Source organism: Niabella yanshanensis (assembly GCF_034424215.1).
Lineage (GTDB): Bacteria > Bacteroidota > Bacteroidia > Chitinophagales > Chitinophagaceae > Niabella > Niabella yanshanensis.
On sequence record NZ_CP139960.1, the window covers coordinates 3472041 to 3498259 of the forward strand.

23 protein-coding genes are annotated in these 26219 nt (G+C 41.6%); 17 read left to right on the forward strand and 6 right to left on the reverse strand.

Annotated features, from left to right (window positions below; translation table 11 throughout):
• Window positions 1-23: 23 nt before the first annotated feature.
• The 11 genes from U0035_RS14480 to U0035_RS14530 all read left to right on the forward strand — a co-directional run bounded on the left by U0035_RS14480 (window position 24) and on the right by U0035_RS14530 (window position 11377).
• Window positions 24-749 carry a DNA-formamidopyrimidine glycosylase family protein gene (locus U0035_RS14480; RefSeq protein WP_114793199.1) on the forward strand — a complete coding sequence of 242 codons (726 nt, stop codon included), beginning with the start codon at window positions 24-26 and terminating at the stop codon, window positions 747-749.
• Between the two features lie 20 nt (window positions 750-769).
• Entirely contained in the window at window positions 770-1657 is an 888-nt protein-coding gene (locus U0035_RS14485; protein ID WP_114793198.1) for an ion transporter, read from the forward strand.
• A 126-nt stretch (window positions 1658-1783) separates the two neighbouring features.
• Complete coding sequence (locus U0035_RS14490; RefSeq protein ID WP_114793197.1) at window positions 1784-2806, forward strand: PDZ domain-containing protein; 1023 nt, start codon at window positions 1784-1786, stop codon at window positions 2804-2806.
• Between the two features lie 213 nt (window positions 2807-3019).
• A complete protein-coding gene (gene gatB / locus U0035_RS14495) occupies window positions 3020-4468 on the forward strand; it encodes an Asp-tRNA(Asn)/Glu-tRNA(Gln) amidotransferase subunit GatB (RefSeq protein ID WP_114793196.1) in 1449 nt (482 codons plus the stop codon).
• A gap of 64 nt (window positions 4469-4532) precedes the next feature.
• Window positions 4533-5705, forward strand: coding sequence for a TlpA disulfide reductase family protein (locus tag U0035_RS14500; RefSeq protein ID WP_114793195.1), 1173 nt, complete (start codon window positions 4533-4535; stop codon window positions 5703-5705).
• Window positions 5706-5907: 202 nt separating this feature from the next.
• Window positions 5908-7755, forward strand: coding sequence for an amidophosphoribosyltransferase (locus U0035_RS14505; RefSeq protein WP_114793194.1), 1848 nt, complete (start codon window positions 5908-5910; stop codon window positions 7753-7755).
• Between the two features lie 132 nt (window positions 7756-7887).
• On the forward strand, window positions 7888-9324 hold the full coding sequence (locus U0035_RS14510) for a glycoside hydrolase family 140 protein (protein ID WP_245957847.1): 1437 nt from the start codon (window positions 7888-7890) through the stop codon (window positions 9322-9324).
• Window positions 9325-9405: 81 nt separating this feature from the next.
• Window positions 9406-9891, forward strand: coding sequence for a SixA phosphatase family protein (locus U0035_RS14515; protein ID WP_114793230.1), 486 nt, complete (start codon window positions 9406-9408; stop codon window positions 9889-9891).
• A 99-nt stretch (window positions 9892-9990) separates the two neighbouring features.
• Entirely contained in the window at window positions 9991-10701 is a 711-nt protein-coding gene (gene trmB / locus U0035_RS14520; RefSeq protein WP_114793193.1) for a tRNA (guanosine(46)-N7)-methyltransferase TrmB, read from the forward strand.
• Complete coding sequence (locus tag U0035_RS14525; protein ID WP_114793192.1) at window positions 10682-10885, forward strand: DUF5522 domain-containing protein; 204 nt, start codon at window positions 10682-10684, stop codon at window positions 10883-10885. The genes trmB and U0035_RS14525 overlap by 20 nt, the downstream gene beginning before the upstream one ends.
• A 93-nt stretch (window positions 10886-10978) precedes the next feature.
• Entirely contained in the window at window positions 10979-11377 is a 399-nt protein-coding gene (locus tag U0035_RS14530) for an MGMT family protein (protein WP_114793191.1), read from the forward strand.
• On the opposite strand, the gene U0035_RS14535 is transcribed toward U0035_RS14530, so the two are convergent.
• Window positions 11374-12843 (reverse strand): aminotransferase-like domain-containing protein, encoded by a 1470-nt coding sequence (locus tag U0035_RS14535; protein WP_114793190.1) that lies wholly within the window; start codon window positions 12841-12843, stop codon window positions 11374-11376. The two genes, U0035_RS14530 and U0035_RS14535, sit on opposite strands and share 4 nt — an antisense overlap.
• Window positions 12844-12925: 82 nt before the next feature.
• On the opposite strand from U0035_RS14535, the gene U0035_RS14540 reads away from it, so the two are divergent.
• The gene (locus tag U0035_RS14540; protein WP_114793189.1) at window positions 12926-14851 is read left to right on the forward strand and encodes a TonB-dependent receptor plug domain-containing protein; all 1926 of its coding nucleotides are present in this window, start codon (window positions 12926-12928) and stop codon (window positions 14849-14851) included.
• Between the two features lie 60 nt (window positions 14852-14911).
• Here the strand turns inward: U0035_RS14540 and U0035_RS14545 are convergent, their stop codons facing one another.
• Window positions 14912-15607 (reverse strand): DUF4290 domain-containing protein, encoded by a 696-nt coding sequence (locus tag U0035_RS14545; protein ID WP_114793229.1) that lies wholly within the window; start codon window positions 15605-15607, stop codon window positions 14912-14914.
• A gap of 102 nt (window positions 15608-15709) precedes the next feature.
• On the opposite strand from U0035_RS14545, the gene U0035_RS14550 reads away from it, so the two are divergent.
• The 4 genes from U0035_RS14550 (at window position 15710) to U0035_RS14565 (ending at window position 19873) form a co-directional block, all read left to right on the forward strand.
• Window positions 15710-16732: a glycosyltransferase gene (locus tag U0035_RS14550; RefSeq protein WP_114793188.1), complete on the forward strand. Its 1023-nt coding sequence runs from the start codon at window positions 15710-15712 to the stop codon at window positions 16730-16732.
• A gap of 126 nt (window positions 16733-16858) precedes the next feature.
• Window positions 16859-17209 (forward strand): gliding motility protein GldC, encoded by a 351-nt coding sequence (gldC, locus tag U0035_RS14555; protein WP_114793187.1) that lies wholly within the window; start codon window positions 16859-16861, stop codon window positions 17207-17209.
• Between the two features lie 88 nt (window positions 17210-17297).
• A complete protein-coding gene (locus U0035_RS14560) occupies window positions 17298-18020 on the forward strand; it encodes an RluA family pseudouridine synthase (protein WP_114793186.1) in 723 nt (240 codons plus the stop codon).
• A gap of 248 nt (window positions 18021-18268) precedes the next feature.
• The gene (locus tag U0035_RS14565; protein WP_114793185.1) at window positions 18269-19873 is read left to right on the forward strand and encodes a M12 family metallopeptidase; all 1605 of its coding nucleotides are present in this window, start codon (window positions 18269-18271) and stop codon (window positions 19871-19873) included.
• Window positions 19874-20107: 234 nt separating this feature from the next.
• Here U0035_RS14565 and U0035_RS14570 read toward each other — a convergent pair whose 3' ends face one another.
• From U0035_RS14570 to U0035_RS14585, 4 genes are all read right to left on the reverse strand, one after another.
• Window positions 20108-21256 carry an IS256 family transposase gene (locus U0035_RS14570; protein ID WP_245957846.1) on the reverse strand — a complete coding sequence of 383 codons (1149 nt, stop codon included), beginning with the start codon at window positions 21254-21256 and terminating at the stop codon, window positions 20108-20110.
• Between the two features lie 192 nt (window positions 21257-21448).
• Window positions 21449-22459: an OmpH family outer membrane protein gene (locus tag U0035_RS14575; RefSeq protein ID WP_114793184.1), complete on the reverse strand. Its 1011-nt coding sequence runs from the start codon at window positions 22457-22459 to the stop codon at window positions 21449-21451.
• 17 nt (window positions 22460-22476) lie between these two features.
• Window positions 22477-23547 carry a glycosyltransferase WbsX family protein gene (locus U0035_RS14580; RefSeq protein ID WP_114793183.1) on the reverse strand — a complete coding sequence of 357 codons (1071 nt, stop codon included), beginning with the start codon at window positions 23545-23547 and terminating at the stop codon, window positions 22477-22479.
• Between the two features lie 204 nt (window positions 23548-23751).
• Entirely contained in the window at window positions 23752-24999 is a 1248-nt protein-coding gene (locus U0035_RS14585; protein ID WP_114793182.1) for a glycosyltransferase, read from the reverse strand.
• Between the two features lie 403 nt (window positions 25000-25402).
• Here U0035_RS14585 and U0035_RS14590 point away from each other — a divergent pair, with 403 nt between their 5' ends.
• Window positions 25403-26209: a glycosyltransferase family 2 protein gene (locus U0035_RS14590; RefSeq protein WP_211316560.1), complete on the forward strand. Its 807-nt coding sequence runs from the start codon at window positions 25403-25405 to the stop codon at window positions 26207-26209.
• Window positions 26210-26219: the final 10 nt, after the last annotated feature.

Genomic DNA, 26219 nt, shown 5'->3' on the forward strand with positions numbered 1-26219 from the left:
GCTTCACTCTACAAAAACATTGTATGCCCGAAGGTCCTTCCATTCTACTATTAAAAAAGCAATTACAGCCTTTTGTAGGCAAAACGGTAAAGCGCGCCGGCGGATATGGGCCAATGCCCACTGATTGGATCAATGGCCGAAAGCTAAAGGAGGTACAAACCCATGGCAAGCACCTGTATTTTATTTTTACGAATGGCGTGGTGCAGCTCCACCTGGGACTTTTTGGCGACGTATTGATCAATGAACGCAAAAAGGTAAACCGGAAGTTTTTCCTGGAATTTGCCAAAGGAGAAATCAACGGCTATGTGGTGAGTGTCAAAAAAATAGAAAGCAAAGAGGATCTTTTTGATCCGCGCACCGATATTTTGAGTAGTGGTTTTGATGCGGCCTATGTTAAATCCCTGATCGGTAAAAAACCGGAAAAAGAGATAGCCGCGTTATTAATGGATCAACAGATCTTTTCGGGCGCAGGTAATAAGATAAGGGTGGAGGCTTTGTACCGGGCAGGTATACATCCGTTGAGCAAAGCGGGCAAAATTCCTCCAAAGGCATTGAGTAAATTAATAACCGCAGTGCGTAACTATGCAAAAACCTTCTACCATAACCTGGAAAGAGCCGGGACTAACAAGGATTTTAAGGCCTATCAGCAGGAGCATGATCAGCAGGGCAATGAAATCACCATGAAATATTTAGCTAAAGAGAAACGGAAAGTATACTTTAGTGAGCGCGTACAAAAATTATATAGCTGACTCTTAAGTATCTTACTATTATGTCTCTCTTTAGATTAATACCCGACAAGCATGATGTGTTGCAGGACCAGAACGCACCGGAAGAAAAAAATACCTTCAGGCACTGGCTTTATGTAACTATTTTCCAGAGCAGCACTCCTGCCGGTAAAACCTTTGATATTGGGCTCTTTATTTTAATATTGGCCAATATAATCCTGCTTATCCTCGAAAGTGTAGAGTCAATTGCTATTGCATACGATAAGATCTTTAATATACTGGACTACTTTTTTATGTTGGTGTTTAGCGTAGAATACCTGCTTCGGCTGTATTGCGTGCGCGAGGCAAAACGCTATGCCAAAAGTTTTTATGGAGTGGTAGACCTGCTCGCGATCCTGCCATCTTACCTCGAGTTTGTGTTGCCCAACTGGCATATGCTAATGATCATCCGTTCTTTCCGTTTGCTAAGGGTATTCAGGATTTTCCGGATGGTGCGGTTCCTGGATGAAAGCCGGTATATGATGTTTGCGCTGATAAGAAGTTTCAATAAGATCATGGTATTCCTGTTTTTTATTGTTTTACTTACTGTTTTCCTCGGATCAGTAATGTATGTATTGGAATATGACCATAACCCTGGTTTCCATAGCATCCCCCAGAGTATTTACTGGGCTATCGTAACCATTACCACTGTTGGTTATGGCGATGTGGCGCCCGTAACAGCTATTGGAAAAATCATCGCATCCTTTATTATGATACTGGGTTACGCCATCATTGCGGTTCCTACAGGCATTATGTCGGCATCACTGGTTTCTCAGTACCGGGATATGGATAACGACGACAGGGTATGCAGCAAATGCCAAAATAGAAATCATGCTGCGGACGCCCGGTTTTGTAAGAAATGTGGCGCCGAACTTTCAAAACCAGAAAGCTAGTACACCCATATGATGTTATGAATCTTTAACACTTCCGAAACACTTCGTATTTGGAATTTTATTTTATCTTTGAAATACGAAGATCGACGTAGATCTTTTAAATTTATAAAAGGGAAAAAAATAGGCATGAAAAAAATTTTATTGTTTACTGCAGTGGCTTTGCCGGGCATCCTACTGGCTCAGAAGGAGAATGCCGAACCTAAAGAGCAGGAGCGTATTATTATCACTAAAAAGGGTAATGCAGGTGAAAAATTGAATATTGTGGTGGACGGAGAAAATATTACCGTAAATGGAAAGCCGGTAGATAAAAATGACAACGGTGATATCACAGTAAAGCGGCTAAAAATTAAAGACGCTAACACTTTTAGCTGGTCGCCGGAGATAGGCTTTGATGACGAAACCGGCGATATGAATCGGCAGATCCGGGTTTTTCGTGCGCCTAATAAGGCTATGTTAGGCGTTACCACCGAAAAAAGCGATGAAGGGGTTAAAGTAATGAGTGTGAATGATGAAACAGGTGCCAAGAAGGCTGGTTTACAGAAGGGGGACATTATTACAAAAGTGGATGATAAAATAATAGAAGCGCCCGATCAGCTATCAGAAAGCCTGAAAGATAAAAAGCCTGGTGATAAGGTTACCATTTATTATAAAAGAGATGGAAAATCAGCTACAGCAGTAGCAGAATTAACTAAATGGAATGCTCCACAGGTAATGGCTTTCAATGGAAATGGTGCGAATTTTTCAGGTCCCGATATTAATTTTGATGAATTGATGGCGCGTATCCCCAGGAACGATGACAGTGGAAGCTGGAACAACCGGAACGGCAATTTCAGGATTTACGGAGCACCTGCGTTCGGTATCAATCCTTCAGGACCCAAATTAGGTGTTAAAATCCAGGATGTCGAAAAAGGAACCGGTGTGAAAATTATTGAACTGGAAAAAGGATCTGATGCAGATAAGGCTGGTTTAAAAGAGGGGGATGTGATTACAGAAGCTAACGGAGATATTGTGGAAGGAACAGAGGACCTGTTGGTGCAAACCCGTAGAAGCAAAGCAGGTTCTACATTAAAGTTAAAGGTAGACCGTAGCGGGAAATCGCAGCAAATAGACGTTGTTTTTAGCAAAAAGCTAAAAACAGCCGATCTCTAAGCAAACAAAAAGAGTTTTCTGATTGTTGTTTAAATATAGTTTTTGAAGGTAAAGTGCCTGAATTTTCAGGCATTTTTAAAAAAGTTTGTGATTTAGGGTTTCGAAAGCCGGTAGTAAGATATACTGCCGGCTTTTTCTTAATACCGGGGTTAAACCGGCTTTTTCAAATTTCAAACCCCAAATAAGAAATCCGTCTTATTTTTACAACCTTCCATGAGTACAGTGAACGAACAATACGAAATAGTGATAGGGCTTGAAGTTCATGCCCAGTTGCTGACGCAAAGCAAATTGTTTTGCGGGGATAGCATTGCGTTTGGAGCAGAGCCTAACACACATGTCAGCCCCATTACCCTGGCGCACCCGGGTACTTTGCCCAAAATGAACCGCCAGGCTATCGGCCATGCCATTAAAATGGGACTGGCCTGTAACTGCGAAATAGAAAAGAAAAACTATTTTGCCCGTAAAAATTACTTCTATCCTGATTTGCCTAAGGGTTACCAGATATCCCAGCATACAACCCCCATTTGTAAAGAGGGCTTTGTACCTATTAAAACGGAAGCCGGAGAAAAAAATATCCGGTTGAATCGTATCCATATGGAGGAAGATGCTGGTAAAAGCCTGCACGATGTGAATGAGTTTAACACCGCTGTAGATTATAACCGGGCAGGTACGCCCCTGATAGAAATCGTAACAGAACCTGATCTGCGTAGCAGCGATGAGGCATTTGCCTATGTAAGCGAGCTGAGAAAACTGGTCCGCTACCTGGGCGTTTGTGATGGTAATATGGAAGAGGGCAGCATGCGCTGCGACGCCAATGTATCTGTAAGAAAGAAAGGGGATGAGCAGCTGGGCACTAAAGTAGAGGTAAAGAACCTGAATTCTATCAGGAATGTAAAACGCGCGATTGATTTCGAAGCGCAACGCCTGATCGATATGCTGGAGGCCGGTGAAACTATTAAACAGCAAACAAGAAGCTTTGATGCCGGCAACGGCACTACTTTCGCTATAAGGGATAAAGAGGATGCGGAAGATTATCGCTATTTTCCTGATCCGGACCTGACTCCTTTCGATCTGAAAGATGACTTTATTAAGGAGATCAGGGCATCCATTCCTGCTTTACCAGCCGAGCGCGTGGCAATTTATTGTTCGGAATACAAATTGCCCGAATACGATGCGTTGGTGCTTACCGAGGAAAAGGAAACAGCCGATTATTTTGAGGCAGCTATTCAGCATACAAAAAATTATAAGGCAGCAGCCAACTGGTTATTAGGGCCGGTAAAAAACTGGATGAACGAGCATTCAAAATCTATCAACGATTTTGAGTTAAAGCCTGAGCAGATTGCGGCCCTGGTTCAATGTGTGGACGATGGGAAACTGAGCTTTTCAACTGCATCCACCAAATTGTTCCATTTATTATTGCAAAATCCAACGGTAGCGCCTGCCATACTTGCCGAGCAAAATAACCTGATCCAACAGTCGGATTCTTCTGAACTGGAACCCGTAATAGATGCTGTATTAGAGCAGTTGGCAGATAAGGTCGCTGCGTATAAAAAAGGCAAAAAAGGACTGCTGGCTTTATTTGTAGGCGAAGTGATGAAACGTACAAAAGGTAAAGCCGATCCTAAAAAGACCAACGAAATCATATTAGAAAAATTAAAGTAGCATCAGTTCCCGGTCAGTGGTTCATGCGATTGGATGAGCTAGGAGCCGTCAACTTTCAAACAACATGAAAAAAATACTTTTTGTAGCATCGGCCCTTCTGGCATTGGTTGCCTGTAAGGAAGATAATGAAAACAGCTTTACCGTTTCTGGGAAAATTACCAACGGTAGCGGTAAAATAGTTTACCTCGAAGAAGTGCCTATTGGTACCATGAGGCCGGTTATTGTGGATTCTGCCGCGCTCAACAGCGACGGTACATTTAAAATTGAAACGGAAACAGGGGAGTCGGCTATCTATAATGTACGGCTGGACCAGGGTATGTATCCGGTTGCATCGGTTATTAATGATCAGCCGGCTGTGGAACTGGATGTAGTGATGAACAAGGAAAACAACCAGTTTTCGGAAAAATATGAAGTAAAAGGTTCTCCCGCCAGCGAAAAAATGAAGACATTCATGTTCGCTTTTAACGAAAAACTGCAAAACGTGTACGCCCAGGCGACTAAAATCGACAGTCTGCATCAATTGAACAAGCCCGATAGCGTAATTGCTCCATTACTGCAGGCAAGGGCAGAAGGCAGTTCTTACCTAAGAGATCTTACATTAAGTGAAATAAAAAAATCGGATAACGCGGCGTTAACCATGTTTATACTGGGATATTACCAGTCTTCAGCCAGTAACCCTGCCGTAGGACTGGAACCTTTGAGTAACGATGAAGTGAATGCGACTGTTGCTGATATCGTCAAAAAAAATCCATCGCATTCCGGCCTCGCAAACTTGCAAAAAGACCTCAAGGCGCAAATGGATAATGCCGGTAAAGGAAATCTGGTGGGCAAGCCGGCCCCCGAGTTTACCATGCCTGATGTGAATGGCCGTCCCGTGGCATTGAGTTCCTTCAAAGGAAAATATGTATTGGTTGACTTTTGGGCCAGCTGGTGTAAGCCTTGCCGCATGGAGAACCCTAATGTAGTAGCAGCTTACAATAAATTTAAGGATAAGAATTTTACTGTATTGGGTGTTTCGCTGGATCAGTCGAAAGAGCCCTGGTTGAAAGCCATTAAAACCGATAAGCTGGACTGGCCTCAACTGAGTGATCTGAAATTCTGGGAATCTCCTGTGGTAGCTTTATATGGATTTGAAGGTATTCCTTTTAATGTATTGCTTGATCCCGAAGGCAAGATCATAGCACAGGGTTTAAGAGGTGCGGATCTCGAAGGCAAGCTGACTGAATTGCTGAAATAGCTTTCGCTTATTTACATTACTGATAACCAAAGTGCGAGGATTTAGAACCCCTTATACTTTGGTTTTTTTATTTATAAGAAATTGCAACCTTTGGAACAACCTGAAAACCGTAATATAAGCAGTCGTAAATATTCATCGACTTAAGGTATATTAATGCATCATTAAGAACTATTCTCGTAAATTTGCGTTTCTTTTCCAGTATATGAGTGATGCAATTAAACACGAATGCGGCTTAGCCTTCATCAGGCTTCGCAAAAGTTTCTCCCATTATTTAAAAGAGTACGGAACCGTTATGTGGGGGCTGAATAAGCTATACCTGCTGATGGAAAAACAGCATAACCGCGGACAGGACGGGGCAGGCATTGCAGCTATTAAGCTCAATGTGGAGCCTGGTCATCCCTTTATGCACCGTATCAGGAGCGCGCAGCCCCAGGCCATTGGTGCCTTGTTCCAGAATATTGCCGAAGAAGTCAATGAGCTTACGAAGTATAATCCTGAGATCATTAACCACCCGGGCTTAATGAAAGGGCATGTGAAGTTCTTAGGCGAATTATTGCTGGGTCATTTGCGTTATGGAACCCAGGGGAAAAATAATGCAGAGTTTTGCCATCCGTTTCTAAAAAGACACACAATAACTACCCGTAACCTTGCGTTGGCGGGTAATTTTAATTTAGTGAATACCGAAGAGCTTTTTAACAAGCTGGGTATTGAACCCGGGCCCTTTCAAAAGCAAAGCGACCTGGCAGCTATGATGGAGATAGTGCATAAGCACCTGGTAGATGCGGACGAAGCGTCTCCGGCAAAGCCCGATATCAAAAACGTATTGAAAGAAGTTATTCCCCAGTTTGATGGTGGATTTACGGTAGGCGGCGTTACCGGCGATGGTGTTGGATTCGTTTTCAGGGATCCGCATGGCATCAGGCCTTGTTATTATTATATCGATGATGATGTGATAGTGGCTGCTTCAGAGCGCGCTGCAATTCGAACTACTTTTAATGTAGGCGAAAACGAAGTAAAAGAGCTGATGCCGGGCAATGCTTTGATCGTTCATGAAGATGGTAGCTACGAAATTGAAAGCGTAGTAGCGGCCAAAGAGCGCAAAGCCTGTAGTTTTGAGCGTATTTATTTCTCACGCGGAAGCGATGAGAAGATTTATAAAGAGCGTAAAGCCCTGGGTTTCAATCTGAGCGAGCAGGTATTGAACGCGATCGATTTCGATTTAAAGAATACGATTTTCTCCTATATTCCGAATACAGCAGAAGTAGCCTTCCTGGGGTTACAGAAGGGAATGCAGATGTACCTCAATAAAATTAAAATTGAGCGCATCTTAAGCTGGGGAAAGGACTATGACGAAGAGAAGCTGGAAGAAATGATCAACCGCCGCATCCGGGTGGGCAAAATCGCCATTAAGGATGTAAAAATGCGTACGTTCATTACCGAAGACGCCAGCCGTAACGAAATGGTGCAGCACGTGTACGACATCACTTATGGCACCGTAAGGCCGGGAATCGATACCATTGTCATTATCGACGACTCCATTGTACGCGGAACTACATTAAAGCAGAGCATTATTAAAATGCTGGCCCGTTTACAACCTAAAAAAATTCTCATCTTATCATCGGCTCCCCAGATCCGTTACCCGGATTGCTACGGAATTGACATGAGTAAAATGGGTGATTTTATAGCTTTCAATGCTGCTGTAGAAATTTTGAAAGACCGCGGTCAGGAGCAATTGCTTCATGATCTCTGGCAGCAATGCAAAGATCTGAAAGCTCAGAACCTGCTGCATACCGAAAACCTGGTTCAAAAAATTTATAAAAGCAGCACCAGCACAGAAATTTCCAATAAGATCGCCGAAATGATCACACCCAAAGACCTGGGTCTGCCGGTACAAGTGATCTTCCAGAGCATTGAAGACCTCCATAAAGCGTGTCCTAATAACCTGGGCGACTGGTATTTTACCGGTAACTATCCCACCCCGGGTGGTAACCGCGTGGTAAACCAGGCATTTATGAACTATATGGAAGGCAAGAACGAAAGAGGGTACTAGCAAAACCTTATTCGACCATGTATGAATGAAGCCGGAGCAATCGCGATGGGTTAATACCAGATATAGATATAGTGGCGTTTTGCCAGGTACTGCTTTGTGGATGAAATTCGTATAAACGCTAATACCCATCTCATGCAAAGCTTGCTTAATTGTGGAAATAAGATGATCATTTTCGTGGTCGCTCTATTGCTGTGTTATGGTTCGCTATTTTCACAAATAGCCGTTTCTCCCTCAAAAACTTACCTGACAAAAAATAACCAGCCTTTTTTCTGGCTGGCAGATACCGGCTGGGAGCTCTTCCATCGCCTGAGCCGGGAAGAAGCCATATACTATTTAAACGTACGGCAACAACAGGGTTTTAATGTAATTATGGCGGTTGCTCTCGCTGAGCTCGACGGTATTCGCACACCTAATTACTATGGAGATCTGCCTTTCTCCGATCTGAAAACCCTAACTTGGGCCGAAACTCGGGGAAATAACCCAAAGGACAGTATTGCTTATGATTACTGGGATCACGTAGATTTTGTAATTCGGGAAGCCGCTAAAAGAAATATTTTTATTGGCTTGCTGCCCACATGGGGAGATAAAGTAGTGCCTGGCGCGGCCGGGCCGGTTATTTTTACTGATTCCCTAAGTTCCTGCAATTATGCCCGTAAACTGGCCAACCGTTACAAAAATCAAAAGAATATCATCTGGATATTGGGCGGGGACCGGCCTGCGGTTGATAACCGAAATGGAAAAGAAATAAGGGATTACCGGCCCATCTGGAGGGCCATGGCAAAAGCTATACAGGATGTTTACGGAAAAAGGGTATTTATTGCCTATCACCCCAACTGGTTTAGCGGTGAGTATTTTGGCAAAGACGACGATTGGCTGAGCATAACTGCGATGCAAAGCGGTCATGGCTCAAGAGAGATTAAAGTATGGGATTGGGTGAGATGGGGTTTGAAAATGACGCCAAAGCGCCCTTTTATGGATATGGAACCCTGCTATGAGGACCATCCGGTTTCGCCCTGGGACGGAAAATGGACCAGGAGCAGCAGAGGCTATTTTACCGATTACGATGTACGTGCAAGAATATACCGAGGCATCTTTGCAGGCGGCTGCGGCGCTGTGTATGGCCATCACCAGATATGGCAATTTGTAGATACGAACCGGAACAAACCGGTTTTTACAGGCGATACCCTGATAGGCTGGAAACAGGCAATGGTGGCAAAAGGTGCGGTTCAAATGGGACATCTTAAAAAACTGGTATCACTCCACGCTGATTTTGAAAGAGAGGAAGATAGTTTGCTCATTGCATCTGACAGGGGGCATGATTATAAAGATATCATTATTGCAACCCGTAGTAAAAACAGGTCGTATGCGATGGTTTATCTCCCCAGGGCAGAAAGTATCAAAATAAACCTCGATCGCCTGAACGAAGGGCCCAAAAAGATAACATGGTTTAATCCTGTCAACGGAAGCAAGTCTATATTGCCCGGGCGATATCAAAACGGGATTGCAACCTTAAGGCCACCTGATGCTACGCAAAAAGACTGGGTTCTGATAGTAGATACATACAAGTGATCATTTTTAAATTTTTTTGAAGAACCCAAATGAAAATAAATACATTTGATGCCAAAAAACGGGGTTAAAGGAATTAATTGTATGAAAACATTGATCATTATCAGGCATGCAAAAGCAGAGCAGGGTTACGGTGTAGATAGCAAACGGAAGTTAGAAGAAAGAGGCCACCGCGATGCTGCCTTCACGGCTCAGCGTTTGCTGGACAAAGGCTACAAGATCGATAAGATCTTTAGCAGTCCTTCAGAAAGAACGAAGGAAACGCTGACTTATTTTGCACAGGTTCACCATGTTGAAAGTAAGGATATCAAATACTTCGATGAGTTATACCTGGGCGACACACTTCAGATCACAGAGGCCATTAACTGGCTGCAGGAGAATATAGATACCCTGGCGGTTATCGGTCATAATCCGGGTGTTACCAATTTTACAAACGATATTACCGGCTCAGATATTGAATCATTACCAACTTCGGGTATTGCCATTATAAAAGTAGATTGCGACGACTGGCAGGATTTTAACGAAGCAACGAAAACACTGGTTGAGGTAGATGGCCCCAAAGGAGCTTAAATTGTGTACGGTGTAAGATGTTTGATGTACGTGTATCGTATACCGTTTATCGAACGTTACCTATCATCTGTCAACTGTAATCAGTCATCTAATAATATCATGGGACAAAAAAAACTGATCCGCTTTGCGGAATTACTTACTTTCTCCAATGTGCTGCAGTACCCCGAAAATATGGCGGGTAACTGGCATCAGCATTTCAATAATAACCATCCCCTGGTTTTAGAACTGGCTTGCGGAAAAGGCGAGTATGCTTTGGGCCTGGCACAAATTCACCCCGGTAAAAACGCAATAGGTGTTGATATAAAAGGAAACCGCCTTTGGGTGGGTGCTAAAAAAGCCATCCAAAATAATATATCGAATGTGGCCTTTTTGCGTGCACAGATTGAACAGCTAACACAATATTTTGCAAAAGATGAGGTGGAGGAGATCTGGATTACCTTTCCAGATCCGCAATTAAGATTTTCGAAAGCAAAAAAGAGGCTGACCCATCCCAGGTTTTTAAGAACCTATCAACAGGTATTAAAGCCCGGAGGAAAAATACATTTAAAAACAGACAGCCCTGATTTGTACCGGTTTACCAAAGAAGTGTTGACCATGTATAATTGCCCTGTTATTGCAGATACAGACGATTTATATGCACAGGAAGACCGGTCAGAAGAGTTGAAGCTGAAAACACACTACGAAGCGCTTGACATTGCGCAAAGCAGCCGCATTCATTATTTGTGCTTTACTTTGCCTCAACCCTTAGCTGGTCCTGAAAAGGATGAGCAGTTAAAAGAAGCCATCAGGTATGAGCTGGATAGAGGGTGAAGATTATTACCAGAATGAAGAAGGGCTGGTAACACTAACCGCAAAATATTTACGGGAACGTGGATTTTGTTGTGGCAAAGGCTGTTTGCATTGTCCATACGATTATATCCGGGTTCCTGAACCGCTTAGAACCGAATTGCTCAATGAAAGAGCAGAAAACCCCGATAGTACTACTTCCTCATAGATCTGTAATTATTTAGAGCTATAACCATGTAGTCATTATTGTGCAGGCACAGATTTTTTTATCAGTACTTTTAGCTTGCAAAAATTAATGGTTATGCCTGCTAAAAAGAAAATAACAACAGACAATACCTCATTAAAAAGCGTTGTTCCTTCTGGTCAACGGGATCTTGATTTCTCTGAACAGGTATACCAGATAGCCCGGCAAATACCTAAAGGCAGAGTAACCTCTTATGGTGCTATCGCCAAATGTATCGGAACCGGAAAGTCTGCGCGCCTGGTGGGCTGGGCTATGAGTGCCTGTAGTAAAGTAAAACCAAAAGTTCCGGCGCATAGGGTAGTGAATAGTGCGGGTGTGTTAAGCGGGAAACTAGCCTTTAAAACGCCCACTTATATGGAAGAGCTTTTAGCCAAAGAAGGCGTTGCCGTAAAAAATGATAAAATAGTCGACTTTAAAAAACGCTTTTGGGACCCGCTAAACGAACTGTCGCTTTAAATGCGTTGCGCCGTAATAGCATTATGAAGCGTTTGAAGTGCAGCAATACTCTCCGCTTCGTTGAAAGCGGCAAATCCCAATCTTATTGCCGTCAGGTCCCTGGTTTGAAACAGCAATGTTGCGGGAAGATGCAAGCCACCGGCCCTACAGGTTTTGGCAACCGCTGAAAGATTGAGCCGGGTTCGAAATGGAAGCCATACAGCCAGCCCACCCTGAGGCAATTTAAAGTCAATTGTTGAGTGAAGGATTTTATTCAAATGATTGCAAAAATGATCGCGTCGATCGCGATATATCTGGTGCGTTTTTTTCAGATGTCTCAATATTTCTCCTTCAGCAATCATCTCACCCAGCACTTGTTCCATCATCAGGTCTCCGTTGGCATCTACAACTGCCTTTAATTTATTGATCTCTTTAACCAGGTTTTCGGGGGCAACAATAAAGCCGGTTCGGAAACCGGGAGCCAGGGTTTTGCAGAAAGAGCCTACAGATACAACCATGCCTTTATTATCTATGCTGCCTAAAGGCAGTTCTGCATTGCTGTTAAAACTGAAGTCATAATCATAATCATCTTCCAGTATAATGAAGCCAAAACGATAGGAAAGCTCTAATAATTGCAAACGTCTTTCTGTGCTTAAGGATACGGTAGTGGGATAATGATAATGTGGTGTGATGTACACCATTTTAACGGATTGCCGCTTACATATTCTTTTGATGGCATCTACATCAATTCCATTGTGATCAACGGGAACCGGTTTCAATATAGCGCCAGCCTGCTGAAACACCATATTGGCTTTATGATAGCTGGGGTTACCCACAATTACCCAGTCGTTTGCAGACAGTAGTGTCTGGGCTGCGAGGTACAGGTTCATTTCGGTACCACGGGTGCTGACTATGTTTTTGGGAGCAGCCCTCAGTCCCCTGGTGCTATTCAGGAAATTGGTAAGCTGGTTTTTAAAGAAAATATTTTCTCCGCCAGGTTGGTAGCCCCATAACCTGCGGTTTATTTTTCGGCTAAGGGCTGCAGAGTACCTGGCTGCCAGCTGCTCAGCGTAAGCCAGCCGGATATCCGGTTGTCCGTCGTCAAAAGAAATCCTGGAAGAGACAGGATCTGGCGTGCTTTCAAGCAGGGTATTGGTAGCAATGGAAAAACCGGTAACCGCGGGAAAGGAAACCAGCTGGCCTGTAACCGCTTCCGCTCTTTTGTTTTTTATAAAACAACCTTTATTGGGTAGCACGATGATCCAACCCTGCATTTCCAGCTCATTAAAAGCTGCCACCACTGTTTTTCTATGCACACCCAGTAATTCACTCAATGTTCGGGTGCCTGGTAATTTATGGTTGGCGGGCAAGTGACCATTCCTTATTAAATGGCTCATCCTTTGTGCTATCTGGAGGTAAACAGGAGCATCCTCCTCCGGATCAATACTGATCAGTTTTTTATAGGGGAAAATAACCGGACTACTCATTTTATTGAAACCGGACTACCTCCGGGCATCTGCAAGGTAATAGTTTTGCGCAGATTTTATTAAAACTGAAACCAATAAGTGAATGAAGAAGTTGAACCGTTTATCAGCAGTTGTTATTTTAATGATTATTAGCGTAGGGCTGATGGCCCAGGAGCAAACCCTTGATCCTATAACGATTACTTCGTCGCTATCAGAAAAAAGAAGCTCAGAAACCGGCCGGAACATTACGATCGTTAGGGGAGAAGATATTGCTAAATTACCCGTGCACTCCCTGGATGAGCTGCTAAAGTATATACCTGGCGTCGAAGTGCAGTCCCGCGGTCCGCAAGGCGCACAAAGCGATATCAGTATGCGCGGGGGAACTTACCAGCAGGTACTGGTCATATTAGATGGTTTAAGGCTAAACGACCCCAACACCGGCCATTTTTCCGCATACATTCCTGTAACTCCTGCTCAAATAGACCGGATTGAAGTACTGAAAGGCGCTTCTGCCGCTATATACGGCTCAGACGCTGTGGGTGGGGTAATCAATATTATTACCCGGTCTTTTAATGCCGGTGCACAAAAAAGCAACACCGTTGTTCAGGCACAGGTGGCTGCTGGGGAATATAACCTGGTAAATACGAATATAGGAGGCTATCTCAGCCGGGGAAAGCTAAGCGCAGATGCGGGTTTTTTATCTAATCATTCCACAGGTGTACAACAGCGGGGTATCAGGGGTTATTTTCATAATACTGCAGCATCAGTAGGGTTGAATTATAAGTTGAATGATTATTGGAATATATCTGCCCGAACCACTTATGACAACCGCGACTTTGCTGCCCAGAACTTTTATACCACATCTGCTTTTGATACTGCTTCAGAAGTTGTAAGCAGCTGGTGGCATCAGCTTCAGGTGAGTTTCGAAAAAAATAAGTCTAGCCTAAGTCTCAACGCAGGATATAAAACCCTGGACGACGAGTATTCTTTTAGTCGGTCGTCAATTGCCAACCAAAATACTTCGAAGCTTTTTCAATCCTTATTGTTGTATCAGCAAGAGCTCAGTAATACCACCTCATTAATCAGCGGGCTTAATTACCAGCACCGGGTTATACAATCTAACGACAGGGGTAATCATTCACTCAATATTGCAGCGCCGTTTGTAAGCCTGTCGCAACAACTGGGTGCCTATTTTAACCTGCTGCCTTCGGTAAGGGTAGAGTTTATCGGTAATAATCATCCGGAGCTGTTGCCACAACTCAATGCCTCTTTACATATCAATAGCTGGCAGCTGAGAGCCAGTGGTGGTAGAACCATACGCGATGCCGATTTTACAGAACGTTATAACAATTATGGAAAGAAAATGGTGCCCAAAGGGCAAAGTGTAGGCAATCCGGGCCTGGTACCTGAAGTTTCGTGGAGCTATGAGGCCGGGTTCGACTGGTTTTATCAATCTGCTTTACGGGTGTCGTCTACTTTCTTCCAACGCTTTCATTCCAGGTTGATCGACTGGGTGAGCACGCCTTATGCGAACATGCCAAGGCAGGAAAACCTGGATGCTACCGGCTCTTATGCTCTCGCAAAAAACATAGCAGAAGTAAACACCACCGGCCTGGAAACTGACCTGCAATACATAGGTATAATAGGCGACCAACAAAAGCTGGTGGTTAATACAGGCCTGGTTTGGTTGTATAGTAAGAGCAGCGAAGCCAATCCGTCGTTTTACATTTCTTCTCACGCCCGGTTTTTAAGCAATTTTAATATACAGTACGAACTGGGCAATGCTGCATTAAGCTTTACGGGTATTTATAAGTCCCGCCGGCCACAGCAGGCTCCAGGTATTAATGCCTTTGTCAGCAAAGATTATTTCCTGTTAAATGGCAGGGCTTCTTACGGCTTTGTAAAGCAAAGGCTTTCCGTATTTGCGCAGGTAGATAATATTTTTGACAGAAGCTACAGCGATTTGCTGGGGGCAATAATGCCAGGCAGATGGCTGCAGGGCGGGGTCAGCTTTCGTCTAAGCAAGTAAAAAAAGAACGAGCCCGCAGTTTAAACCGCGGGCTCGTTCTTTATCATTGAAGGGGGGCATTTAAAACCGCTTCTTTTTAAAGTTGCTGTTGTTATTGCCGTTGCCGTTGCGGCGGTTGCCGTTATTATTGTTGTTGTTATTGTTATTGCGTTGCTGCTGGAACTTATTCCGTTTCCCAAAATTATTATTCTTGGACAGCGCCAGGTCCTGCTTCATACTATACGCTTTAACATAAGGAGTATTGGTAAACTCCAACTGCCCGTTGGTGATCGAATTAAGTTCGCTCTGTATCGCATCATCATGCACCACTTCCTTATGCCAGTTATTATACGCCAGCTTCATATAATAAGCTATTGCATTGGCAAATCCCTGTTTTTTCTCAGGGTCCTGTTCCACCAAAGCCTTATCAATTACATCTTCCAGGTTTTTACCTAAATGAGAAAACCTGGAAGAGCGTTTAGGGTAGGGTATTGGCTGCGGCTTTGCTTTATAGGTTTCCTTGGTTGGGATGGGATAGGGAGAGTCCACTTGCAGGCTAAAATCGGAAATTAAAAATAAATGATCCCAAAGCTTGTGTTTGAAATCTTCCACGTTTTTAAGATGGGGATTTAAAAAGCCCATTAATTCAATCACCGCTTCTGCATTACGTTGTCTTCTTTCAGGATCTTCGATAGCCTGTATATGTTCCACCATTTTCTGTACATGTCGCCCATACTCGCGCATTGCCAGGTGGTTTCTAGTAGTATTATATTCCATAAAAACTTTTGGTAAAAAATGTATCTGCAAGCAAACTTTTGTGTGGTGTTATACCTTTGCAGCTATTTAGCAAAGATATAGGAAAAACGGTTATTTATAATAATGGCAATAATTTTAGATACGGAAGGGATTTCAGCGGCAACCTACCGGGGTTATTTAGCAAGATCCTTGTTCGACGGTATAGCTGCTCAATTGCCGGATCAACGGTTGGTAGTGACTGCACCTACTGATATTCAGGGATTAGCGTATGATAAAGACGCCGGAGATTTACCCCCGCAAAAGGGACTGTTTCATCAAAAAAAAACAGCTAAATGGCTTCAACTGCACCAGGTCAGGGCCTTCATCAGCTTCAAAAGAATGTTAAAAACAGATCATTTGATCAGGCAGGTATTAATAATTGCCGGCGAAGAACAACTGGATGATGAAAAATTGATCCGCTCAGCGCCGCATATCTGCATTGTTTCGGAGGGACTCAATCAGCTTTTTAATGAAAAATATCCGGGCTTTAGATCCAGGATCATCCTGATCGATAGCATTATGGACCAGGACGCCCCGGATTACGTCACAGCTGATGATACCAGGGAAACCATTGCTTCCGGGCGCGAGTATTTTGTTCTCGCAGATTTTAATTTGACGCAGGAAAGCCTGACTGTTCTTCTGAAGGGTTTTTCTGCCTTTAAAAGGATGTTACACAGCAGCTGGAAATTCATGGTAGTACTGCGTTCGGAAGAAACGATCAGGAGGGCAGGTATAGATCAGCTTTTATCCAATTATAAATATCGCGACGATGTTATCGTAACGAACGGAGAACTATTAAATGAAAAGCTACGGGATGCTTATGCCTTAGTGAGTATGGATGATTCTGAAAGGCTTCCCATACCAGTTATCGAAGCTGCACGGGTACATACGCCGGCCATTGTCCAGGATACGCGGTCAGCCAGGGCTCTTCTAGGAACCTCAGTTATTTATACTTCGGAAAAAACCAGTGAAGCCATTGGCGAGATGCTGATGAAAATGTATAAGGATGAAAATTTCAGGCAAACACTGATCAAAGAGTTGAAAGGCCTTTCATTGCCAACTGGTTCGGAGACTGCGATGCGCACATTATCAAGCTTGCTTACATAGCAGCAGAGCTATAAATGCTTACTTTTGCGGCTTAATATTTGGAAAATGAAGCAGCATTTTATAAAACTTTATGATAGGCAATCGTAAAGAAGCATGCTTTATGGGACTATAAAATCTAAAAGACTGATGAAGAAATCTACAATTACTATTGATGTGCAGATGGATGAGAGCCGTGTGCCCGATTCGATCCAATGGAGTGCTACAGAAAGCTCGGCAGATAATGCGCAAAAAGCCAAAGCCATGATGATATCTTTTTGGGATAGCGCTGATAAGGCGGCTTTACGGATTGACCTGTGGACAAAAGATATGATGGTAGATGAAATGGCCGATTTTTTCTACCAGACGCTGATGACTATGGCAGATACCTATGGCAGGGCCACCAAATACCAGGACCAGGTGGCGGATATGAAAAACTTTGCGAAGGACTTTTATAAAAAATTCCAGACCAAACAGGTAGAGGAGAATAAAGCCGGGTAGGTTGGTTGAATCCATAATTGGTTGAAAAGTTGAAAGGTCAATAGTCGATGGTACAACATCCAGCATCCAACATCTAACACACAATCCATTGAAACTAAAAGAACTCATCATTTTCGAAAACGACAGCATTATTGCGTTGAATAAGCCGTCGGGCATGCTTTCCATTCCCGACAGGGAAGCTTCGGAGCCCAGTTTAAAGGATTTGCTGCAGCAGCAGTACCCGGACATCTTTACAGTGCACCGGCTGGATAAAGACACCAGCGGCCTGATCATTTTTGCTAAAACAGCTGCTGCCCATAAACATTTCAGCCGCCAGTTTGAAGAAAGGAAGACGGTAAAGATCTATGTGGGACTGCTGATTGGATCTGTTTTACCAGCAGAAGGCACTATTGATCAGCCCATTGCTGAAAGTACTACTAAACGGGGTACCATGCTCATCCACAAACGTGGAAAGGCGGCCATTACGGATTACCAGGTACTGAAGGATTTTAAACTATACAGCTGGGTGCAGTTTCGCATTCATACCGGCCGAACGCACCAGATCCGTGTGCATGCCAAATTTTTGGGCAATCCTTTGGTAGGAGATCCTGTTTATGGGGATGGCCGAACTATATTACTGTCTTCGTTCAAAAATAAATTTAAGCTGAATAAGGATACGCTGGAGGAAAGACCTTTATTAAATAGATTAGCATTGCATGCTTTTCAGTTAAGTATAACCGATGAAAATGGAAAGCTGCTGGAGCTGGAAGCGCCACTGTACAAGGACATGAAAGTGACATTGATGCAGATGGAGAAGTTTTTGAAGAAATAGTTGGCGAGCAACCTTTGGATCGTTAGTTTTGCGAGGAATTTAATCTATGAATAACTTTAAACAAAAGCTGAATTAGCTACCCAATTCAGGAGTCAGTGTTTTTAAAAGAACGTCTTCTGAAATTTTAAATAAACATCCAAAAATATCCCATTTGAAAAAGCTTTTATAGTTTGAAAACACCTTTTGACTCAGATTAATCTCCAACTAATATTAAATATCTAAATATTTAAATCACCAAATAAATCACCATGAAAAAGCAGTTAATTTATGTTTTAATGGGGCTAATACTAACTATTAGCGCCTGTAAGAAATCAGAAACCCTTTCCGACCAAAATCCTCAACTCCAAAAATCAACAGAAAGCGAGCTCGTAACGCTTAAATCGGGTGTTGTTGTTGAAAAGCGGGGGAATAACTATATTTTTCTTGGGGATATATTATTATCTGAAAGTCAATACAAATTACTGGGCGAAACTGGAACTATTTTTACTACAAATAATTATGATACGTCAAATAGAATGTCCTTAAACAGCATTCCGGTGAGCTCAAGAAGCGGCATTCATTATTTTCAGACTACAAGCCCAAGATCCGTCGGTTGGAACCCAGCTCAAAACATGTTTTGGAGTATGGTGAGGTATATTCGCAATAATAATTTAAGCTATACATCACGTTATTATATCGACGAAGCAATTGCTCATTGGGAAGCGACCACTAACGTCCGTTTTTATGATGCAACAGGAGAACCGACCGTGGATCCAACGTATGGATTTGCTTATCCTTATGTGGAATTTGTGGAGGTTGTTGGGAACGTTAGTTCTTCTCAAGTTGGAAGACTGGGAGGGAAACAAATTTTAGAAGTAGGACAAATAAGTTCTATAGGTACAGTTATTCACGAAATTGGACATGCTATAGGGCTTTTTCACGAACAAAATAAGCCAGGTCGAAATAATTACATTAATGTGGATTTAAATAATGTTATCGATAGCTTTAAGCATAATTTTCAAGAAATATCGGATAATTATTATGCAATAGGAGCTGGCATTGATTTTGGCTCTATTATGATGTATCATCCTAAGGCGTTCGCAATAAATACTAGTACAGAAGTAATTACTAAAAAGGATGGTAGTAGCTATTTGCCTCAGTATCAAAGGGATGGATTGTCTTCTTTAGACAGGGCCTTTGCTAACACATTTTATTTGCCCTTTAAGCCCAGATTTGACACTTACCGAGAGTTGGATAATGTAGTATATAAACCTGATAATACAATAATGACATCGCAAGAGCGACTGAATTTACAAGCATCATTAAACAATGGTAATCCGAATCCTCCACCTAACCATCTTTTTAAGCAAACTGGCATTGTTAACATGAATGTATTGGGATTGCCGATAAGGGAAATTGTAACATGGTGGGATGTTGCTAGCTCGGTTGTAATATCTCCCTCGAACAGTCCGTTCTTAACAAAAGGCCAGTTTATTAATACAGTTAATGGGTTATATAGGCTCGAATTTCAACACGATGGTAACCTAGTAATCTATAATAATTCAAATAGCCAGGCGCTTTGGTCAATTTTATCCGTTGGCACGAACCGCGCTGGGGTTTGGTTCCAACCAGATGCTAATTTAGTTGTATATTCTAATTTAGATGGAACTGGTCCAATATGGGCATCACATAAACAATCTAGTAATTTGGGCAGTTATTATGGACTCAAAGTTTCGGATGTGCGATTAGTATTCCAGCATGATGGAAATTTAGTTCTGGTGCTTCCGGAGCCGGCTTCTGGTCTGATGGGAGTAATAGCAGCAACAAGAAATCACAATGGAGTTCCAAGCTCTAATTTTGGATCCCTTCAATAACTGCGACGATTGTTGCTCGCTGGCGCAGTTTCTTGCTTTCAATGGGTAGTAATAAATTGTATTAAATTTTAAGGATTTGCCGGCAAATTTATATTACTATTTATAAAAAGGCCGAGCATCTACCATACTCAACACAGACAAGGGACTATCTCATAAAGTGTGTAAACTTTTAATCGGGGTTGTCTTTTTACAACGTTATTCTCTTATCAAAAATAGTTAAAAACTGATTTAGGATCATGCCCAATTTCTAATGGGCATGGTCCATTTTTTTGATGCTTCACGTAATGCCAGGTAAACAGACTTGATTACAGCATCATCATTAGGGAAAGAAAGTTTGTTTTTAGTATACTTCCTTATTTTCCCATTCAAATTTTCAATTAGGTTGGTCGTATAAATAATTTGCCTGATCTCTATAGGGAAGTCAAAAAATACGGTCAATTCATCCCAGTTTTCCCGCCAGCTTTTGATAGCATATGAGTATTTATTGTTCCATTTAAGTTCCATAGCATCCAGAGCCGCAAGTGCAGCTTGCCGTGTGGGAGCAGCATAAATATCTTTCATATCGCGGCTAAACTCCTTTTTATCCTTCCAAACTACATACCGGCAGCTGTTCCTTATCTGATGAACTACACAGATCTGAGTGGCTGATTCAGGGAATACAGTGCGGATTGTTTGGGTAAAGCCGTTGAGATTGTCGGTGGCAGTGATCAGTATATCCTGCAGGCCACGGGCATTCATATCTGTGAGAACACTCATCCAATATGCTGCTGATTCATTCTTACCCAGCCACATCCCTAATACTTCTTTGTAACCGTCTCTTCTGAGCCCTACAGCGATATAAACCGTTTTATTAACTACTTTACTATTCTCTCTTACTTTAAAAACGATACCGTCCAGCCAAACGATGAGGTACACCGGCTCAAGCGGTCGGTTCTGCCAGGCAATGATATCCTCAGCTATCCGGGAGGTAATACGGCTGATAGTAGAAGGTGATACTTCAAAGCTATAAACATCTTTGATCTGCTCTTCGATATCTGCTACACTCATCCCTTTTGCATATAGGGATACGATAACTTCTTCAATACCATCCACCATATTTTCCCGTTTCGGTACAATCATGGGGTTGAAGCTGGCATCGCGGTCGCGTGGTACATGGATCTCAGACTCTCCAAAGCTTGTCCTGATTTTTTTCCTTCCATAACCATTCCGGGCATTACTATTAGCCGATTGGCCATGCTTCTCATAGCCAAGATGACCGTCCAGTTCTCCTTCCAACATCTTTTCAATGCCCCGCTTTTGAAGCTGGCCAAGAAAACTATTGAGCTCGTCGCGGCTCTTGAATTGTTTTAAAAAATCCTCTGTTAAAAAATCTTCTGGTCGCATAAAACTGTATGTATTTAAAAATAAAAAAATCGGAGTACTAATCCCCGATTTTTATCACTTACACAGTTTTTGAAATGGTGTCAGACAAAAAATGATAACGCCTCACTTTTAGCTAAATGCCGTTAAGTGGGGCTTATTATTTTCCTCGCTTACAATACTTCATAGGGCATCGTAAATTTCCGATAGCATAATTTAAAGTTTTTCATAACGCCTTTTTACCAATTCCTCAAATTGAGGCTGATAGCAAAACTCGAACCCGGTGTCTCCTTCGATAATCACATTAGGACAATCGAAATAAGTTTCCAGCAACCGGTTAACTTTTAAGCCTTCGGCCATTGCAAACGGAGCAGATTGGTTGCCGATAAATAATTTAGCGCCGGCAATAATTGAAGCCATCTGGAGAAAATCTTTTACAGGTAAATAGGTTAGGTTAGGAATGGATTGTTTTAATAGTCGGTATTCGTTTTCTACACCTAAAAAGTATACCTCCGGGTACTTTTTCAGAAAAGAGTAATCAATACCCGGTGCATTATAACGCTGACTACGGCAAATAACTATGCCATTTTTTGCTGTTGGGTCAATAGCAGGAACGTACAGCCACTGCTTACTCAAATCACTTCCTCCGGGATAATATAAGAAATGCCAACGTGATATATGACCTTTATGATGGTTCCACGGAAGCTTTCTAAAGATGTCAAGATCTATGTCAATATGTTGTTGTTGATAAGTATCGCAAGAATGAATAATCGGCTGTACGGTTAACAGTGGCTCAGCCATTTTATATATGCTGCTGTTAAGCATCACATTTCCTAACGGATGGGACCAATAAGATTCCTGCGTTATAGGCTGATCTAATGGTAAATAAAGACGTATTCCCTGCTCTCCGGATAAAGCTTTCATTGCTGGAATCGAATAGATCAGATCGCCGAGTTGACCGCTATGTTTTACATTAACAATTTTGCTAACGGGAAATTCCAAAAGCGGAGGAAGAACCTCTTTCGATCTTTTTACAAACTCTTCCCGACGATGATCATAGTCTTTAATAGCTCTATAGTTCCTGATAAATTGTTGTTTTTTTTGCTCGAATTCATTTCTTAATTCTTCATGGTATGCCAGTAACTCCTTATACTCTTTTTTCAGCTCTTTGTATTGTGCTTTTGACTTTGCCTTAAGTCTTAACTGTAGCTTTTTAAAAACATTCATAAATAGCAGTTAAAATATTAATGTTTTCTAAGAAGCTCTTCTTTAAACACCTCAAGATATTGCTTTCCATATTTTAAGTCTGGCTCTATGTAATTGCCTTCAGCCCATTCATTCCAGGATTTTATAAAGACAATTCTATGCCCGGGGCTTTTGTGTAATACCGAGTCAAAGACACTCCTGACATGTGTTCTGAAAAGCTCAGGGGTAGAGTTATGAAGTATCAGCCGCTTATTACCTGTACGTGGTGAATGATCCCAGTTTGGAATAAGAGATGGAAATACGTTCTCCTTTCGATCTTCTTCACCCGAAAAATATCTGGCTGCTTCAGCATAATCGTAAACATTTTTAAGCTTTAAACCTAATTTAACAGGAAGCTTTTTTAAAAAACTTCTTTTCATTTGTTGTAATGCAAACAAGCGAAGAATATTAACGCTATCATATCCTTTATTAAGTACATCCTGGATCTCTGGTGGATAAGCAGAGTGTGCAACAAAATGAAGCCCTTTAAGTCCGTTTTTGACCGCCATGTTTTGCCAAATATCTATAAACATAGCTGGATCTGGAATAGCCAACGGCTGAAAGATAAATACCAGGGGTTTACCATCTATCAAAATATAGCGTGGATCTTGAAAAGCTTCTAATAAAGTGTGAAAATGTTGTTCATAGTCCTGCACCCCCGGGTATGTTTGTTCCATTAAGGTGCCTTGCACGCCATGCCACACTCCGCTCCATGAGTCATTAGCCCATGCAAGGCAAAAAGGGAAATCAGGCTTTTTTGATTTCAATACACTGTTGAAGACGCCCTCCAGTAATTGTTTACCATTGCCAAACCAGTAATGCCAATAACAAAACCCTTCTATTCCATATTCACGAGCCATATCAGCTTGTGCCTCACGCGCTTCTGGTAGCCGTAGGTCATAATATCCTAAATCTGAAGGCACCCTGGGTTGGTAATGTCCGCGAAATAATGGTTTAGCTTTACCCACGTTGGTCCATTCTGTAAATCCGGTTCCCCACCATTTATTATTTTCCGGAATCGGATGAAATTGAGGAAGATAGTGTGCTATTGCGCGGATTGGTCTTATCATAATTAAAATAAACTGTAATAAATGCAAAGATATTTGCTGATTACAAATACAATAGTAAGTAATTGAAAATAATAGGAAAATAAGCTGTATCGAAGGCTTATTGGAGAATAATACTCCCTCATAGTACCTGTTAGGAAAAAATGGACCGGAGGTTTTTCTGATAACCTTTCTTTCTTAGACCTGGCAGATTCTGCCTAACCTTATTTAAGCCGTTATTGCTAGTGCTTTTTTTTCAACAACATGGTCCTTCCCATTTAAAGCAGTATTGAGGTCAAATATATGGTCCAACTGTTTGTAAACTTTCTTTTTTTCAAAATATGTTGTAAATGTTTTTCTGGATAATGTTCTAATACTGTCATAGTAACTGGGATTACTAAGAAGTTTCTTGATATGAATGGAGAATTCCTCAGGGGTGTCGCTTCTTAAACACCCGTTATCTGTTTTTATCGGTAATCCATCCAAGCCTCGCAAATTGCAAACAATGGGCAATCCATAAGACATAGCTTCTACCACTTTTACTTTTACTCCGGTACCCTCCAGCATTGGGCAGATAGATATTCTCGACCTCAGATAGTATTCCGACAAATCATTAATAAAAAGATGCTTTTCTACATTGGGAAACGAAGGGAAATGATTACAGATTAAGCCAACAACGCATATGGTAATAGCATCAGGAAGTAGTGGATATACATATTCAAAAAACCAAGAAATGGATTTTTTATTATTTTCGTTATCACTTCCAACATAAATGATATCGTATTTACTATCATTAAATTGATGCGAAAACTCGGTCATATTATCCTCATACAAAATGGGCACAAATTGATGGTTGCCTGGGACAAACTGACTAAAAAGATATTGCTCATCTGCAGATTGAGACCAAACTTCGTCAAAAAGAGACAAAAGCTCTATCTCTTTTTCAAATGTTTTTCCCAGTAAAAAATTCTTTCGGCTTTTATATTGGGCTGTCATAAAATCATGTGTATCATTTATGAGTTTTGCACCGTTTAAATGAGGGTTATTATCTATCAACCTTGCCCAAATAACATAACTGATAATAACAATGTCATATTTTTTACGTTGCAACTGATTATTAAAATCTCTTTCAATCTGTATTGTTGTGTAATCGGTTATAAGGTTTTTGCGATATTTTTTCTTAAATGATCGTAATTTGTTCGGCAATTTATAGCGTAAAAGATACTTCAGTTTGTTGCTTTTTGACATTTTTTTGTGCGCTAGCACCAAGCCGATATCTGGAAAATTAATCTTGAACTCCCTTGTATCCTGTTCATTCCAGGCTGCCCATTCTTTTACTGCCATGTAATCTACTTCCATAAAATGAGACCTGCTCTGAAAGTATTCTAGCATTTGATTTACATGTATTCTATTGCCCTGATCTTTTCTTGTTGGAGGGTCAGGCATGAAATAAAGAATTCGTTTTTTTACTGTCATTCGTCTAATTTTTTTATAGGTCAATTGGTTTTCAGACTTCTTGAAAAAGGTAACGGATGTTCGAACCTTTTATAAAACGCATAAATATTCCATTTCGCAACTTATCCCTGGAATAATTTTGTTAAAATTTATCTAGGGGCTGAGTTAATACGGAATTATGAGGAAGTAAACAGAATTTCCCCGGTTTAAGTCTGATTCTCACAAAACTGCATTGAGTTGTGTTCAATGAAGTGTTGCATTTGATAAAGTTTTTACGTTCAAAAAATACGTTTGTATGCAGACTTCAAAAAGCATGGAGAACGGCAATATTATCCTCTATTAATTTATTAATTGTGTATGTGGCAAAAAATTTGATTAGTAAAGGCTTAACTTTATGGTATTAAACTAAAACAAGGATTTTTGCATGATGACTGGCAAAAGAAGGAAAACTCGCGTATCTCTCATTATCTCTACTTACAATTGGCCGGACGCACTGATGCTTTGCCTGCAAAGTGTTCTTAGTCAATCTGTGTTGCCCGATGAGGTGATCATTGCTGATGATGGTTCAGGTATGTCTACTAGTTCGGTTATAAAAGCATTTGAGCAGGATTTCGAAAGAACTGTTAAGCATGTATGGCAGGAAGATAAGGGCTTCAGAAAATCACTTATTTTAAATAAAGCCATAAAGGAAGCAACTGGCGAATATATTGTACAAATAGATGGTGACGTGATATTGGATAGAAATTTTATAGCAGACCATCTGTTTGTGGCCGAAGAGGGCTGTTTCGTAAGAGGATCAAGAGGAATGTTGACGCCGGAAAAGACAAGGCAAATCCTCTTGGCAAAAAGCATTGATATTCATTGTTGGTCGCCTGGTATTCGTAATCGCAATAATGTTTTGCGTAGTCAGTTTTTTGCTAGGCTTATTGCTCGTAAAAGTCTTTCCTCGAAATCTGTTAGAGGAAGTAATCTGGCTTTTAGAAAAAAGGATTTTGAACTAGTGAACGGATATGATAATGATTTAACGGGTTGGGGCCACGAGGACGAAGAGCTTGCTACCCGCTTTGTTAACAGCGGAATTTATAAAAAGGTAGTTAAACTGGCGGCAGTACAATATCACCTACATCATAAGGAGGCCTCTAAGAATAACGAGCCGATACATGCAGATGCGGTACTGAAAAAAAGAATGGAATGTGCTGTGTTTTGTATTAATGGGTTTCAGCAAATTTAACGGCTTACAA